We start from the raw sequence: 13,934 nt of genomic DNA, 5'->3' as shown, positions 1-13,934 counted from the left end.
TATTAAAACGTTGAATATAGACGAATTTCCCTAATTCCAATGACTTATTTTGTTATATTATCTAACTAAACTATCTTTATAAACTTTTTTAATAAAATTTAAAGTATGTACAGGCGGAGCGGGATATGGCGGAATAAGATGACAATAAGAGAGGAAGGAGGAGATTATCACTTGCCGAATCGTATATTGGATATTACGGATTGCGGTGTGGCGGCAGACGGAAAAACCGATGTGACGGGCGCCATCAACCAATGCTTGGCCAAGGCCGTCAGCGAAGGCTGTCATACGGTGTTTTTTCCGCCGGGAACCTATAAAATCAACGGCACGCTTGGCGGGGACAGCAGCCAGCCGTTTCGGAACGCCGGGATTAACGTGCCGAGCCATCTCACCATCGTTTTAGATCCGGAATGCACGATTAAAGTGGCGCCGAACAGCTCCTGGGGCTACTCGGCTTTCTATATAGGCAGGCGGGAAAATGTCACCATCACCGGCGGCCGGATCATCGGGGAACGGGATGAACACACGTATACCAATGTCCCTTTGCGTTCGACCCATGAATGGGGGTTTGGAATCTGTATTGAAGGCAGCAGCAATGTGCTGATCGAAAATGTGAAGATTTCGGATTTTACGGGAGACGGCATTATTGTCAGCCCGCTCGGGTTAAAAACAAACAGTGATTACGAAACTTCAGAACAGGTGACCATCCGCCGCTGTGAGATCAGGCAGTCAAGGCGAAACAACATTTCAATCACCGGCTGCAATACCGTTACGGTAGAAGAATGCGTGATTGAAGACGCCGGGCAAGGGAACGGAACGGCTCCGAAATTCGGAATCGATATTGAATCGTACGGAGAAGGCGATATTGATTATGAAGAAGCTCTTCATATTACGGTCCGCAACAACTTCTTTTCCGGAAACGCCGCAAGCTCAGTCACCAACTTTAACGGATATCATGTGTTAATTGAAGGAAATCATTCCGATAACACAATCAGCTACGGGTATGGGGCACATACCGTCATTTCGGGGAATATCTTCTTTCGGTCAGACGGCGGCTCAAGGACCGCAGTCGCCGGACAAGGTGTGTCACAAGGACAGGACAGCAGCAATGCCGTCATTTCCAACAATCTGATTACCGGTTTTTCCACCGGAATAGATGTAAGGGGAAAAAGCGTCCTCGTCACCCATAACAAAATCAGTCAATTTGAAAATACGGGCATTTCCGTCTATCAAGCGGAAGATGTGACCGTTGACGGCAATGTCATTGAAAACGGACGTTCCGAAACGAGACGAAGCACGGGGATGCGGGCGACGCTGTCGGAAAACGCCGTCTTTATGAATAATACTCTGAATCAGGTAACGGACGGAATCAGCATGTCGGCCGGCAATATCACCGTAAAACAAAATGTGCTGAAATCGTTCAGCCGGGGCATATGGGTCACAGGCGGAAATGCCGTTATTGAAGGAAATACGCTGATTCCGAATGCGTATCAGGGCGCCGCGGAGTCCTATGCCGTATCTGTGACAAATGACGCCAGGGCTGTCATCAAGGGAAATCTCTTCAAAAGCTACAAAAACTATCCCATTTTCAGTTCAACATCCTCGGGAACCTCTGTCATCAGCAACCGCTTTGAATCATCACCGCTTATCGTTACCGTGTATCTGAATTCAGGCACGCATGAAGTCATAGACAATACGCTCACGATCAACCGAACGGCGGGCAGCCCGATCGGCATCTATCTGAACGGATCCTCAAATTCCCTCGTGTCGGGAAATACCATCAACAACCTTTCCGCCGCTTCTGCTTCCGCCATCCAAACCAATTCCTCCGCAAGTACTAAAATCATCGGCAACCGCATTATCAAAGGCGTCATTGTGAAACACGCGACAGATACGGACAGCGGAAATATCGTCATCTGAAAACAATCTGCATCGGAAAAATAAAAAGAACACATGAACTCCGAATGAAGGAGGGATGTGTTCTTTTTTGACACAATACAGCCGTGCGCCTGTCAGGCATCTTTTTTACCGGATTTATATAAAACGATCATTTCTCTGATTAAAAAGAGGGCGAATAAAAACAGCATCAGCCATTCTGAGAAGGTGGTCAATTTAAAAGCGGACAGGTTGTTTTGGACCGCTCCATAGAAACTGAAACCTTGCAGCATATCTATCGTTACTGAAATGATCAGACAGGCAGCCAGCAAAAAAAATGAAACCCCCAATATTTTCATGCGCATCACTCTCCCTTTTTATCCTTTTCGATTACGCAGAACTTATACAGACTTTCCGCCGTGCATAATCTTTTGCCGTACAGGAAGAATATGAAAAAAACGAGGAAAGGTTTTTTGCGATATGCCGCCATTTTTTAAACAGAAGAAACAAAAAAAAGCCGAACAAAACGACCGTGACAATGAAGGCAGAAAAGAAGCGGACAGCCAGCCGGACAAAGAGCGGGATGAGCCGATCTCCCTCAGCTTAAAGCAAAATATGAAGAAGCTGTCTGGGAGGTTCGGCAACAGTGCCGATGTCGTCATCCGCCGGCTGAAAATCGGAAAAGAAGAGCTTCCGGCCGCAATTGTGTATATCGCCGGTTTGGTAGACGAACAGCTCGTCAGCCAATCCCTTCTGGAGGATTTAATCGACATCCCGTCCGTTCAGCCGGAACAAGCGGTCTGCCTGATATACGATAAAACGCTTGCGATCGGCGGGGTGAAAGAGGAAGAAAAATGGAAAAGTCTTTATGCCGGGCTGGTGGCGGGCAGCACGCTCATTTTTGTCGACGGGGCTGACAAGGCGCTGATTGCCAGCACGGAAGGGGGAGAGCATCGGTCCATTCAAGAGCCGAGCACCCAGGTCTCTTTCCGCGGCCCGCGGCAGGGATTCACCGAATCTCTGCAAACCAATATTTCCATGATCCGCAGGTATGTAAAAACGCCTGATGTATGGGTTGAAAAAATGGAGATCGGACACGAAACGAATACGGATGTCGCGCTGATGTATATTAACGGAATTTGCGATAAAAAGCTGATTAAGGAAGTCCGCAAGCGGCTGAAGCACATTGACATCGACAGCATTCTGGAATCCGGCTACATTGAACAGCTCATTGAAGACGCGCCGTTTTCTGTGTTTCCCACCGTATATCATACGGAGCGGCCGGACGTTGTGGCGGGGAATCTGCTGGAAGGACGATTTGCGATTATCGTGGACGGAACGCCGTTCGTTCTCATCGCGCCGGCCTTATTTATTCAATTTTTTCAATCCGTTGAGGATTATTATTCACGATTTGATATCGCCACTAGCATCAGGGTGCTGCGGGTTTTGATCTTCTTCATTTCACTGGTGGCGCCGGGGATTTATGTGGCGGCGACGACCTTTCACCAGGAAATGATTCCGACGCAGCTGCTGATTGTCATCGCGGCCCAGCGGGAGACGGTGCCGTTCCCGGCCGTGATTGAAGCGCTAACGATGGAAGTGGCCTTTGAGATTCTCAGGGAAGCGGGTGTCCGGCTTCCGAGAGTTGTCGGCTCCGCCGTTTCCATAGTCGGAGCGCTTGTCATCGGCCAGGCCGCCGTACAGGCCGGCATTGTTTCCCCAGCCATGGTTATCGTCGTCGCCCTGACGGCGATTGCCAGCTTTGCGACCCCGGCTTTTGACATGGCGATATCTGCGCGGCTGATCCGGTTTCTCTTTATTCTGTCGGCGGCGGTCATGGGATTTTACGGGCTGATTCTGGGCATTATCATGATGTTTGTCCATCTGTGCGGCCTGCGTTCATTCGGATTTCCGTATATGTCCCCGCTCGCTCCTTTAACCCCGGGCGGGCTGAAAGATTCCCTCCTCCGCGCCCCGTTATGGGCGGATGAAAAAAGGCCGGGACTGCTCGTGCAGGAAAACAACAGGCGCCAGGGGGAACATCAAAGACCGAAACCGGAGACATCCAGAGGAATGGTTAATAAAGATGTAGAAGAGGGCGACGGTAATGAAAAGACGTAAATGGATGCTTATCCTTTGTACGATGGTTTCCCTTATGTTTGTATCCGGATGCTGGGATAAAAGGGAGCTGACCGATTTAGCGGTGATCTCCGCCATCGGTATTGACCGGACCGAAACGGGAAAATACGTCCTTCACTTGCAAATTATCAATCCGGGAAACGTGGCCGGCGGTCTGCAGGGCGGCGGAGCGGGAGACCGGCCTCCGGTTTCCGTCTATTCGGTGTCCGGAGACAATATGACGGAAGCTTTGAGAAAAGGCTCGATGAAAGTGTCCAGAAGGCTCTATTTTGCGCATACGAATCTCGTGGTGTTCAGTGAAAAACTGGCGAAAGAGGAAGGGCTCAGTTTTATTCTGGACAATCTTGACCGCGACACCGAATTCAGGACGACCGCAACCGTTGTGATCGCGCATAATTGCAAGGCTGAAGACATTATTAAAGTGCTGACGCCGATTGATAAAATCCCTTCCAATAAAGTGAACAAGACGCTCAGCTTCACGCAGGAACAATACGGCAGAGTCATTAAAACCAGCCTTCAGGACGTTCTGATTGATCTCGCTTCTCCGGCCGGGTCGCCGTTTATTCCTGGTTATGAAATGCACGGAGACGATAAAGCCGGTCCTACGATGGAAAATACGCAGACAACTGAACCGAAAGCAGTGCTGTCAGCGGACGGACTGGCGGTGTTCAAAAAGGATGGGAGGCTGGATTACTGGATTGAGGATGACGACAGTGTGGGGGCTGTATGGCTGCTCAATAGGATCAAGCATACGTTCATCAATGCGGATTGGAAGAACGTGAAGCATGCAATCAGTCTGCAGGTCACCCGCCAGAATACAAAAGTGACGGCCACTTTTCCGAACGGAAAACCGCATATTCACGTGCATGCTCAGGTCGAGGGGCTGGTGGACGCTGTCAGATACCCTTTCCATCTGTCTGATCCGCAAGTGCTGATGACGATGCAAAAGGCGCTCAGCGTGCAGCTTGAGAAAGATATCACCAAATCGATTGAAGATATAAAAGCCCATAAGAATGACTTCGTCGGCTTTGGAGACCTGATCTATCGGAAGCATCCGGACAAATGGAAAAAGTTCAAAGGGAAGTGGGATGAAGAATATTTCCCAAATCTCCCCGTAGATGTCAAAACGGAAGTCATTATCAGAAGAACGGGCTTGCGGAATAATCCTCTCTCAGACAAGCTTGAGCATGATTGATTTGAGGAGAAAGGAGCGAAGCGTATGGAAAATGCGAAAATCGGCACGCGTCAGCTGTTTATTATGATCATTTTGTTTGAATTGGGCAGTTCGTTATTGATCCCGCCGGGCACGATGGCCGGGCGGGATGCATGGCTGTCCGTGCTTCTCGGGTGCGTTACCGGTCTCGGACTTTTCTACGTTTATCAGGCGCTGTATCAATTTTTTCCTGAGTCTTCTCCGAGAGATTACATGAACGAACTGATCGGCAGACACCTGAGCTGGGCGGTCTCCCTTCTTTATATTCTCTATTTTGCTTATATCGCCGCCCGCGTATTGCGGGATTTCGGCGAAATGCTTGTCACCTTCGCCTACCAGGACACGCCGATTTTAATTGTGAATGCCATGCTGATGATCGCCGCGATATTTGCGGTCAGAAAGGGAATTGAAGTGATAGCGAGAGCCGGCGAGCTGCTGTTTGGCATTATGTATTTCCTGACAGCCGTCGGGCTGATCCTCATTATCAGCTCAGGCACGATAAACCTCAGATTTCTCCAGCCCGTTTTAGCGGAGGGTGCAGGAACGGTCATTTATTCCGTGTTTAAACAGACGATGTTCATCCCGTTCGGTGAATTAATCGTGTTTGTCATGATTTTCCCTTATTTAAAAGATCGGAAAAAGGTGAAGAAAACCGGATTTCTGGCGATTATCATCAGCGGGCTGTTTTTGGCAATGTCAGTGGCGATTAATATTTGTGTGCTGGACGTCAACTTAATGCTCCGCTCTCAATTTCCGCTGCTGAGCACCATACAGACAATTAAAGTGGAAGAGTTTTTAGACCGGCTGGATGTCTTTTTCATGCTCGTGCTCGTCATCGGCGGTTTTTTCAAAGTCAGCCTTTTTACATATGCGGTTGTCGTGGGCGTGTCCACGCTGTTTAAAGAAAAAAATCCGTCCCAGCTGGCCTTCCCGGTCGGATTGGGGGTGCTGATTCTCTCCATCAGCATCGCAAGCAATTTTTCGGAACATATGAATGAAGGTTTAAACATTGTGCCGATCTATATTCATCTTCCGTTTCAAGTGCTGTTCCCCGTTTTGCTGCTTATCATTGCCGTTATTAAGAAAAAGGTCAAAGGGACCGTCTATACAGTTTCGAAGAAATAACCCGGCCGGTGCGCCGGGTTATTTTAAAAATCATGATTTTTGTCTTCATGCATTGACAAACTTGCCTGACAATTGTACATTTTGATTTATTCTTATAAAATTACTAGGAAATATAGGTTTAGTGGTGTTAATGTGTTCCGAACCGTATTTCAGAATAGAAGGAGATCCATCATGACAAAGAAAAAAGAAATCAAACTCGGTGTGTTTCTCGCGGGCACCGGCCATCATGTCGCTTCTTGGAGACATCCTCAGGCACCGGCGGACGCGAGCATGAATTTGGATTATTTCAAAGAACTGGCGAAAACAGCGGAGCGGGGGAAATTGGACATGCTGTTTTTGGCGGACAGTTTATCAATAGACGGCAAATCACATCCGAATGTGCTGACGCGCTTTGAGCCGTTTACGCTTCTGTCGGCGCTCGCTCAGGTCACATCCCGCATCGGTCTGACGGCGACCGCGTCTACCACATACAGCGAACCGTTCCATATCGCGAGACAATTTGCATCGCTTGATCATCTTTCCAACGGCCGCGCGGGCTGGAATGTCGTCACATCTTCGATTGAATCGACCGCGCTTAATTTCAGCGGCGAAAAGCATCTTGAGCACCATCTCAGATATCAGCGCGCGGAAGAATTCGTTGAAGTCGTCAAAGGATTATGGGATTCGTGGGAGGAAGACGCCTTTATCCGTGACAAAGAATCAGGAGCATTTTTCGATAAAGACAAAATGCATGAATTGAACCATAAAGGAACATATTTCTCCGTGAGAGGGCCGTTAAATGTCGCCCGCACACCTCAAGGGCGCCCGGTCATTATTCAGGCCGGATCATCAGGAGACGGAAAAGCGCTGGCCGCCAAAACGGCGGAGGTCATTTTCACCGCGCAAAATCATTTGGAATCTGCGCAGGAATTCTATCAATCTATTAAAGAACAAGCGGCTTCTTTCGGCCGTGATCCTGAAAAAATCGCGATCATGCCGGGAATTTTCCCCGTTATCGCCGATACCGAAGAAGAAGCGCAGGCAAAATATGAAGAGCTCCAAGACCTCATCATTCCGTCTGTCGGCCTGAACATTCTGCAAAACTATCTGGGCGGCGTCGACCTGTCCGCCTGCCCGCTTGACGGCCCGCTGCCTGAATTGGATGCGGATGCGTCGAATGCCGTTAAAAGCCGCTTCAAGCTCGTTCAGGAGATGGCCAAACGCGATAACATGACCATCCGCGAGCTGTACAAATATGTGGCGGGTTCAAGAGGCCATCATATCTTTGTCGGAACGCCGGAACAGCTTGCCGATAAGATGGAAGAATGGGTCGGAAAACAAGCTTGTGACGGTTTCAACATCATGCCGCCGCTTTTGCCTGAAGGTCTCACTCTTTTTGTAGACAAAGTGATTCCGATTTTACAAGAACGGGGCGTGTTCAGAAAAGAGTATGAAGGAACGACGCTCAGAGAACATTTCGGACTGGAAAAACCGGCAAACCGATATGCCGACTAAAGGAGGGCTCATCATGTCAAGACAATACCGGCTCGCAACGGAGGCAGACGCTGATGAGCTGCTTTCACTGACACTGCGGGCGTATGAACCGATCCGCAAGCTCGGCATCAACTTTGCCGCTGCCACGGCGGATAAAGAACTCGTATTAACTAACATACAAAAAAACGCCTGTTACGTTTTGGAGGAAGACGGCCGGATTCTGGCGACGATTTCTCTGCGGATGCCGTGGGGGCCGAATCCCGGGCCGTACGGTGTTCCTCATATTTGGTGGTTTGCCGTCGATCCTGAAACCGGAAAAAAAGGGACGGGCTCAGACATGCTGGAGTGGCTGGAGAATACAGTGCTCCGCGACACATTAAAAGCGCCTTTCGTGTCACTGGGCACAGCGGATAAGCATCCGTGGCTGATCGGCATGTACGAGCGGAAAGGCTACGTCCGTGCAGGCGAAAAGGACTTAGGAAAAGGGCACATCACCATTTATTTGAAAAAACAATTGCAGGATTAACATTCTAATAGGAAAAGGCGGGATTTCAATGAAGAAGAAAACATGGGCTTTGCTGCTGTCTGCCGCACTTTTGGCGGTCTTATCAGCATGCGGAAACGGAAAAGAAAGCGAAGGCGGCGATAACGTACTGCATGTCGGCGCCACGGGACAAAGCTATCCGTTCGCATATAAAGAAAACGGCAAGCTGACCGGCTTTGACGTGGATGTCATGGAAGCCGTCGCAAAAAAAATCAACATGAAACTGGACTGGAAGCTGCTTGAATTCAGCGGTCTGATGGGAGAGCTCCAGACCGGCAAACTCGACACCATCTCTAACCAGGTCGCTGTCACGGACGAACGCAAGAAAACGTATAACTTCACAGAACCGTATTCGTATGCGGGCACTCAAATCGTCGTCAAAAACGATAACAAAGACATCAAATCAGTCAACGATCTAAAAGGAAAAACAGTGGCGGCCGTTCTGGGCTCAAACCACGCGAAAAACCTTGAGAGCAAGGACCCGGATAAAAAAATCAACATAAAAACATATGAAACACAAGAAGGCACGCTGAAAGACGTGGCTTACGGACGGGTTGACGCTTATGTAAACAGCCGCAGCGTCCTGATCGCCCAGATCAAAAAGACCGGTCTGCCTCTGAAATTAGCAGGAGACCCGATTGTCTATGAAAAAGTCGCTTTCCCGTTTGCGAAAGATGCGGCTCACGATAAAATCCGCAAAAAAGTAAACAAAGCCATTGAAAACCTGCGAAAAGAAGGCACGCTGAAAAAGCTGTCTGAAAAGTACTTTAAAGAAGATATCACAACAGAAGCAAAGCATTAAGAAACGGCGGTGAAAATCGAGAATGAACAGCATTGATTGGGGATTTATGTTTTCAGCTTTTCCCGCGTTAATCGAAGCCTTGCCGATCACATTACTAATGGCCGTCGCAGCCATGGTATTTGCCGTGATCGGCGGCCTTATATTAGCGCTTATCACAAAAAATCGTGTTCCTGTGCTTCACCAGCTGTCAAAGGTGTATATTTCATTTTTCCGGGGCGTGCCGACGCTCGTCCAGCTTTTCTTAATTTATTACGGCCTGCCTCAGCTGTTTCCCGGAATGAGCAAGATGACGGCGTTAACTGCGGCGATTATCGGGTTAAGCCTGAAGAATGCCGCCTACTTGGCTGAAATCTTCCGCGCGGCGCTCAACTCAGTCGATGAGGGGCAGCTTGAAGCCTGTCTGTCTGTCGGAATGACAAAATCCCAGGCGTACAGACGGATCATTTTCCCGCAAGCCGTCAGAAACGCGCTTCCCGCGACGGGAAATACGTTTATCGGCCTGTTAAAAGAAACATCGCTCGCCTTTACATTAGGAGTGATGGAAATGTTCGCCCAAGGAAAAATGTACGCATCAGGCAACCTCAAATATTTTGAGACGTATTTAGCCGTCGCGGTCATGTACTGGATTCTTACGATTATTTACAGTGTGCTGCAGGATCTGCTCGAACGGGCGATCAGCAAGCCTTATCGCACATAGGAGGAGGCTCAGGATGATACAAGTCAGACATATTCGAAAAGCATTTAAAGACCTTACCGTACTTGACGGGATCGATCTTGAGATCAAAAGCGGCGAAGTCACGGCCATCATCGGCCCGTCAGGCTCGGGAAAATCAACGCTCCTCCGTTGTTTGAATCTGCTGGAGCGCCCGGATGACGGAATCATTGAAATCGGTGATGCAAAGCTGAATGCAGCGTCCTATTCGCGCAAAGACGTTCATAAGCTTCGCCAGCAGACGGCGATGGTGTTTCAGAATTACAACCTGTTCAAAAACAAAACCGCCCTGCAAAATGTGACAGAGGCGCTGATCACCGCGCAAAAGAAACCGAGAAAAGAAGCGGAACAGATCGGTATGGATCTGTTGCGGCAAGTCGGTTTAGAACACAAAGCGGACAGCTACCCGATTACGATGTCAGGCGGGCAGCAGCAGCGGATCGGGATTGCGCGTGCCTTGGCCGTTGATCCTCACGCGATTTTACTGGATGAACCGACTTCGGCCCTTGACCCTGAGCTTGTAGCCGGGGTGCTCCAAGTCATCAAATCAATTGCCGAAAAACAGACAACCATGATCATCGTCACGCATGAGATGGCTTTTGCTCGTGAAGTGGCCGACAAGGTCATATTTATGGCGGACGGACGCATCATCGAACAGGGAACGCCGGAAGAGCTGTTTGACAATCCGCAGAACGAACGGACGAAAAAATTCATTAAGCAAGTGGGAGAGCCCGCCGAACTTGTCTAAGAAGGGAAGAAGAAGAAATGGCAAATGAAACGTATGAATCATTAAACAAACGTTTAATCAATATCCGCCGCGACCTTCATGAACACCCTGAGCTGTCAGGCGAGGAATACGAAACGACGAATAAAATCCGCCGCTGGCTGGAGGAAGAAGGAATCACGGTTCTTGATATGCCGAAACTTCAAACCGGAGTGATCGCTGAAATCAAAGGAGACAAAAGCGGCCCCGTCATCGCCGTCAGAGCGGACATCGACGCACTGCCGATCGAAGAGAAAACAAACCTTCCGTTTGCTTCGCGTAACAGCGGCGTGATGCACGCCTGCGGCCATGATTTCCATACGGCATCTATCCTCGGCACGGCTTTTTTATTAAATGAGAGAAAGCATGAGCTGAAAGGAACGGTGCGGTTTATTTTTCAGCCCGCGGAAGAAATCGCCGCCGGAGCAAGACAGGTCATTGAAGCCGGCGCGCTTGACGGTGTATCGGCGATATTCGGCATGCATAACAAACCTGACCTCCCCGTCGGCACGGTCGGTCTGAAAGAAGGCCCGCTGATGGCGAGTGTCGACCGCTTTGAAATCACTGTTAAAGGAAAAGGCGGCCACGCCGGAATCCCTGATAACAGCATTGATCCGATTCAGGCGGCAGGACAGATCATCGGCGGCCTGCAATCAGTTGTCAGCAGAAATATCAGCTCGCTTTATAATGCCGTCGTCAGCATCACAAGAGTTCAGGGCGGCAGCTCTTGGAATGTCATCCCGGACCATGTTGAAATGGAAGGCACCGTCCGGACGTTTCAAAAGGAAGCGCGTGACGCTGTTCCGAAACATATGAAGCGGGTTGCCGAAGGAATCGCGGCCGGATTCGGGGCAGAGGCTGATTTCCGCTGGTATCCTTACCTTCCGTCAGTGATGAACGACGCCCGTTTCATCCAGGCGGCGGAACAAACGGCTGAAAGCCTCGGGCTTCAGACCGTTCGGGCAGAACAGTCGCCCGGCGGGGAAGACTTCGCATTATATCAAGAAAAAATCCCCGGCTTCTTCGTCTGGATGGGAACAAACGGAACGGAAGAATGGCACCATCCCGCCTTCACACTCGACGAAAAAGCGCTCCCGGCAGCGGCTGAGTTTTTCGCCCGGCTTGCCGTCAACGTATTGGAGCAGACGGAATGAATACGGAAAATCTGACGGCCGGGCTTGCTCAGGCCGTCATGTCGTCTGTGCCGGAAACATCCGCTGAAGCGATGAAAGAAGCGCGCAAAGGACTGCTTGATTTTACAGCGGCAGCTTTTGCGGGGAGACGGGATAAAGGAGTTGAAAAGCTGGTAAAACTGGCCGAAGAAGAAGGCGGGGTGCCGATAGCGCCGCTTATCGGCAGAAATCAGAAAACCACGCCGTCCCAATCCGCGCTCATTAACGGATTCATCGCACATGCGCTTGATTTTGACGATGTTCATTCTGATGTAAGAGGACATCCGAGCGCAGTCATCCTTCCGGCTTTGATTGCAGCCGCATCAGCCGGCCGTATAGACAAAAGCCGTTTTCTCGGTGCTTATGTGACGGGAATCGAAGTGATGGCGCGGCTCGGCGAGTCAGCTGGAAGGCATCATTACGAGAAAGGCTGGCACAATACAGGAACGTTAGGTGCCATTGCGGCCGCATGCGCCGTCGGATTCGCGGAGAATCTGAATCAAACCCAATTGCAGAAAGCAATCGGGTTTGCGGCTGCCCGCTCCGGAGGCATGAGAGTGCAATTCGGGACAGAAATGAAGCCGCTCCACGCCGGACTGGCCGCTCAAGCCGGGTTGTTCGCCGTGCAGCTTGCAAAGGCCGGTATCGGCGGCTCAGTTCATGCGCTCGACGGGGAGAAAGGTTTTTTCGGACTGTACGGCGATCTTGAACGGGCAGAAACCCTCCTTGTAAGCGGGTGGGGAAAACCTTGGCGGATTGTGAGCCCGGGACTTTGGTTTAAGGTTTATCCGTTTTGCTCGGCGGCTCATCATGCGGCGGACGCCATTCTCAAGCTGAAGGCCGAACATGGTCTCACTTTCGGCCAAACGGAACGGATCGACGTGATTTATCCGCCGGGCGGTGACGCCGCATTGACAGAACGGCGTCCGAAAACAGGCGAAGCGGGGAGATTCAGCGTGGAATATGTGATCACCTTAGCTTTGCACGGTAAGGATTTTTCAGTTGAACATTTCACATCCGCGCCGATTCCGGAATCCCTTCAAAAAGGATTTGAGCTGATTCACCGCAGTTGCGATGACCAAATTCAGCCGGCTGAAAACGCCGTTCCGAAGGGCCGTTTTACAATTGTGCGGGTCACGGCTACCGGCGGTCATGTCTATGAAACACGTATCGACTGTCCGAAGGGAGCGCCGGGAAACGGTCTTTCTGAAAAAGACATTGAAGACAAACTCCGGCTCGCTTTGCCGGGAGAAGAGAAAAAGGCGGAAGAATTGATCAAAGCAGCCGGACAATCAAATATGGACCGTTATTTACAGCTGATATAAATAAAAAGAGCGAGGGGATGCAGCCCTCGCTCTTTTTACGTTCACTTCTATTGAATAGGGGGATATAGGGTGCGCCCCTGTCTGCGCTGGCAGGGGCGCGGTATCAGGAAACGGCCGTGCCGTTTTCTTTAACCGTGAAACTTCCTCTTGATAAGCGGATGTTGATATCCGAAACTTTGGCAATTTGTTCGTCGTGCGTAACCATGATGACGCATTTGCCGTCTTTATGCGCCAGATCCTGAAAGAGCCGGACGATTTCCTTTGACGTATCCTCGTCGAGATTTCCCGTCGGCTCGTCCGCGCAAATCAAATCCGTGTTACAGCTGAAAGCCCGCGCAATTGAAACGCGCTGCTGCTGTCCGCCGCTTAATGTCAGCACCCGCTGACGGGCCTGCTGTTCGGTGATGCCGACTTTTTTCAGCATGCTGAGCGCGAACGCATCTTTGCTGTTCTCCTTAGAGCCGGTGATCTCCATCGCCGTTGTGACATTCTGGAGCGCCGTCATATACGGGATCAGATGATAAGATTGAAAGACGATAGAGACATATTGATTTCTGAATTTGGTTAATCCGATTTTGGAGATGTCTTTTCCGTTATAAAGGATGCTTCCCTCTTTAGGTGTGTCAAGGCCGCCCGCCAGAGACAAAAACGTTGTTTTCCCCGTTCCGGAGGCGCCGGCAATTGTATAAAACTTCCCTTTTTCAAAGCTGATCGTTATATCCTGAAACAGCGGCTGTGATTTATCTTGGTACCAGTAGCCGGTCTGTTGAAAGGTTAATAGGCTCATTATGCTG

General features: G+C 50.0%; 13 protein-coding genes. 11 read left to right on the top strand and 2 right to left on the bottom strand.

The window, feature by feature from the left end; genetic code table 11:
* Nucleotides 1-171 precede the first annotated feature (171 nt).
* Nucleotides 172-1,917, top strand: coding sequence for a right-handed parallel beta-helix repeat-containing protein (locus tag BZ167_RS07760; protein WP_077392017.1), 1,746 nt, complete (start codon nt 172-174; stop codon nt 1,915-1,917).
* Nucleotides 1,918-2,009: 92 nt separating this feature from the next.
* On the opposite strand, the gene BZ167_RS07755 is transcribed toward BZ167_RS07760, so the two are convergent.
* The gene (locus tag BZ167_RS07755; protein WP_007410254.1) at nt 2,010-2,231 is read right to left on the bottom strand and encodes a YczF family membrane protein; all 222 of its coding nucleotides are present in this window, start codon (nt 2,229-2,231) and stop codon (nt 2,010-2,012) included.
* Between the two features lie 121 nt (nt 2,232-2,352).
* On the opposite strand from BZ167_RS07755, the gene gerKA reads away from it, so the two are divergent.
* The 10 genes from gerKA to BZ167_RS07705 all read left to right on the top strand — a co-directional run bounded on the left by gerKA (nt 2,353) and on the right by BZ167_RS07705 (nt 13,140).
* The gene (gene gerKA, locus BZ167_RS07750; RefSeq protein WP_077392016.1) at nt 2,353-3,993 is read left to right on the top strand and encodes a spore germination protein GerKA; all 1,641 of its coding nucleotides are present in this window, start codon (nt 2,353-2,355) and stop codon (nt 3,991-3,993) included.
* On the top strand, nt 3,980-5,206 hold the full coding sequence (locus BZ167_RS07745) for a Ger(x)C family spore germination protein (RefSeq protein WP_020955315.1): 1,227 nt from the start codon (nt 3,980-3,982) through the stop codon (nt 5,204-5,206). Before gerKA ends, BZ167_RS07745 begins: the two co-directional genes overlap by 14 nt.
* 24 nt (nt 5,207-5,230) lie before the next feature.
* The gene (locus BZ167_RS07740) at nt 5,231-6,349 is read left to right on the top strand and encodes an endospore germination permease GerKB (RefSeq protein ID WP_015416803.1); all 1,119 of its coding nucleotides are present in this window, start codon (nt 5,231-5,233) and stop codon (nt 6,347-6,349) included.
* Nucleotides 6,350-6,517: 168 nt separating this feature from the next.
* Nucleotides 6,518-7,843, top strand: coding sequence for an LLM class flavin-dependent oxidoreductase (locus BZ167_RS07735; protein WP_029326230.1), 1,326 nt, complete (start codon nt 6,518-6,520; stop codon nt 7,841-7,843).
* Between the two features lie 13 nt (nt 7,844-7,856).
* Nucleotides 7,857-8,348: a GNAT family N-acetyltransferase gene (locus tag BZ167_RS07730; protein ID WP_015388710.1), complete on the top strand. Its 492-nt coding sequence runs from the start codon at nt 7,857-7,859 to the stop codon at nt 8,346-8,348.
* A 28-nt stretch (nt 8,349-8,376) separates the two neighbouring features.
* A complete protein-coding gene (locus tag BZ167_RS07725) occupies nt 8,377-9,168 on the top strand; it encodes an amino acid ABC transporter substrate-binding protein (RefSeq protein ID WP_060675187.1) in 792 nt (263 codons plus the stop codon).
* A gap of 22 nt (nt 9,169-9,190) precedes the next feature.
* On the top strand, nt 9,191-9,865 hold the full coding sequence (locus BZ167_RS07720; RefSeq protein ID WP_007410261.1) for an amino acid ABC transporter permease: 675 nt from the start codon (nt 9,191-9,193) through the stop codon (nt 9,863-9,865).
* Nucleotides 9,866-9,878: 13 nt separating this feature from the next.
* A complete protein-coding gene (locus BZ167_RS07715) occupies nt 9,879-10,628 on the top strand; it encodes an amino acid ABC transporter ATP-binding protein (RefSeq protein WP_012116792.1) in 750 nt (249 codons plus the stop codon).
* Nucleotides 10,629-10,645: 17 nt separating this feature from the next.
* Nucleotides 10,646-11,797, top strand: a complete 1,152-nt coding sequence (locus BZ167_RS07710) for a M20 peptidase aminoacylase family protein (RefSeq protein ID WP_007410263.1) — start codon at nt 10,646-10,648, stop codon at nt 11,795-11,797.
* Nucleotides 11,794-13,140, top strand: a complete 1,347-nt coding sequence (locus BZ167_RS07705; RefSeq protein ID WP_033575086.1) for an MmgE/PrpD family protein — start codon at nt 11,794-11,796, stop codon at nt 13,138-13,140. The genes BZ167_RS07710 and BZ167_RS07705 overlap by 4 nt, the downstream gene beginning before the upstream one ends.
* Before the next feature lie 103 nt (nt 13,141-13,243).
* Here BZ167_RS07705 and BZ167_RS07700 read toward each other — a convergent pair whose 3' ends face one another.
* Nucleotides 13,244-13,927 (bottom strand): ABC transporter ATP-binding protein, encoded by a 684-nt coding sequence (locus tag BZ167_RS07700; protein ID WP_033575085.1) that lies wholly within the window; start codon nt 13,925-13,927, stop codon nt 13,244-13,246.
* Nucleotides 13,928-13,934: the final 7 nt, after the last annotated feature.

It is taken from the genome of Bacillus sp. 275 (assembly GCF_001999205.1).
Lineage (GTDB): Bacteria > Bacillota > Bacilli > Bacillales > Bacillaceae > Bacillus > Bacillus velezensis.
The sequence above is the reverse complement of the archived record's forward strand: the minus strand, read 5'-3'. Positions and strand labels throughout refer to the sequence as shown.

Excerpts from the sequence above, each read along its gene's own strand:
- gerKA (WP_077392016.1), top strand. The coding sequence starts at position 2,353 with ATGCCGCCATTTTTTAAACAGAAGAAACAAAAAAAAGCCGAACAAAAC.
- BZ167_RS07755 (WP_007410254.1), bottom strand. The coding sequence starts at position 2,231 with ATGAAAATATTGGGGGTTTCATTTTTTTTGCTGGCTGCCTGTCTGATC.
- BZ167_RS07700 (WP_033575085.1), bottom strand. The coding sequence starts at position 13,927 with ATGAGCCTATTAACCTTTCAACAGACCGGCTACTGGTACCAAGATAAA.
- BZ167_RS07715 (WP_012116792.1), top strand. The coding sequence starts at position 9,879 with ATGATACAAGTCAGACATATTCGAAAAGCATTTAAAGACCTTACCGTA.
- BZ167_RS07745 (WP_020955315.1), top strand. The coding sequence starts at position 3,980 with ATGAAAAGACGTAAATGGATGCTTATCCTTTGTACGATGGTTTCCCTT.
- BZ167_RS07710 (WP_007410263.1), top strand. The coding sequence starts at position 10,646 with ATGGCAAATGAAACGTATGAATCATTAAACAAACGTTTAATCAATATC.
- BZ167_RS07740 (WP_015416803.1), top strand. The coding sequence starts at position 5,231 with ATGGAAAATGCGAAAATCGGCACGCGTCAGCTGTTTATTATGATCATT.
- BZ167_RS07725 (WP_060675187.1), top strand. The coding sequence starts at position 8,377 with ATGAAGAAGAAAACATGGGCTTTGCTGCTGTCTGCCGCACTTTTGGCG.
- BZ167_RS07720 (WP_007410261.1), top strand. The coding sequence starts at position 9,191 with ATGAACAGCATTGATTGGGGATTTATGTTTTCAGCTTTTCCCGCGTTA.
- BZ167_RS07730 (WP_015388710.1), top strand. The coding sequence starts at position 7,857 with ATGTCAAGACAATACCGGCTCGCAACGGAGGCAGACGCTGATGAGCTG.
- BZ167_RS07705 (WP_033575086.1), top strand. The coding sequence starts at position 11,794 with ATGAATACGGAAAATCTGACGGCCGGGCTTGCTCAGGCCGTCATGTCG.